This window comes from Duganella aquatilis, from assembly GCF_009674565.1.
Taxonomy (GTDB): domain Bacteria; phylum Pseudomonadota; class Gammaproteobacteria; order Burkholderiales; family Burkholderiaceae_D; genus Rugamonas; species Rugamonas aquatilis.
The window spans coordinates 1-258 of the sequence record NZ_WKJL01000080.1; the positions used below are offsets into that span (position 1 = coordinate 1).

A 258-nucleotide genomic window follows, 5' to 3' on the forward strand; every position below is an offset into this window, starting at 1 on the left:
CGCACTTGTTCAGGAACACGACGATGTATGGAACGCCAACTTGGCGGGCCAGCAGGATGTGCTCGCGGGTCTGTGGCATTGGGCCGTCAGCTGCGGAGCAAACCAGGATCGCGCCGTCCATCTGCGCAGCACCGGTGATCATGTTTTTGATGTAGTCGGCGTGGCCTGGGCAGTCAACGTGAGCGTAGTGACGGCCGGCGGTTTCGTACTCGACGTGCGCGGTGTTGATGGTAATGCCGCGTGCTTTTTCTTCTGGTG

Annotated in this window: 1 protein-coding gene; it reads right to left on the bottom strand. The window is 60.1% G+C overall.

Features of this window, described 5'->3' with window-relative positions; all coding sequences use genetic code 11:
* Positions 1 to 258 (bottom strand): GTP-binding protein (locus GJ698_RS30340; RefSeq protein WP_229260226.1); only part of this gene is annotated, 258 nt, incomplete at both ends.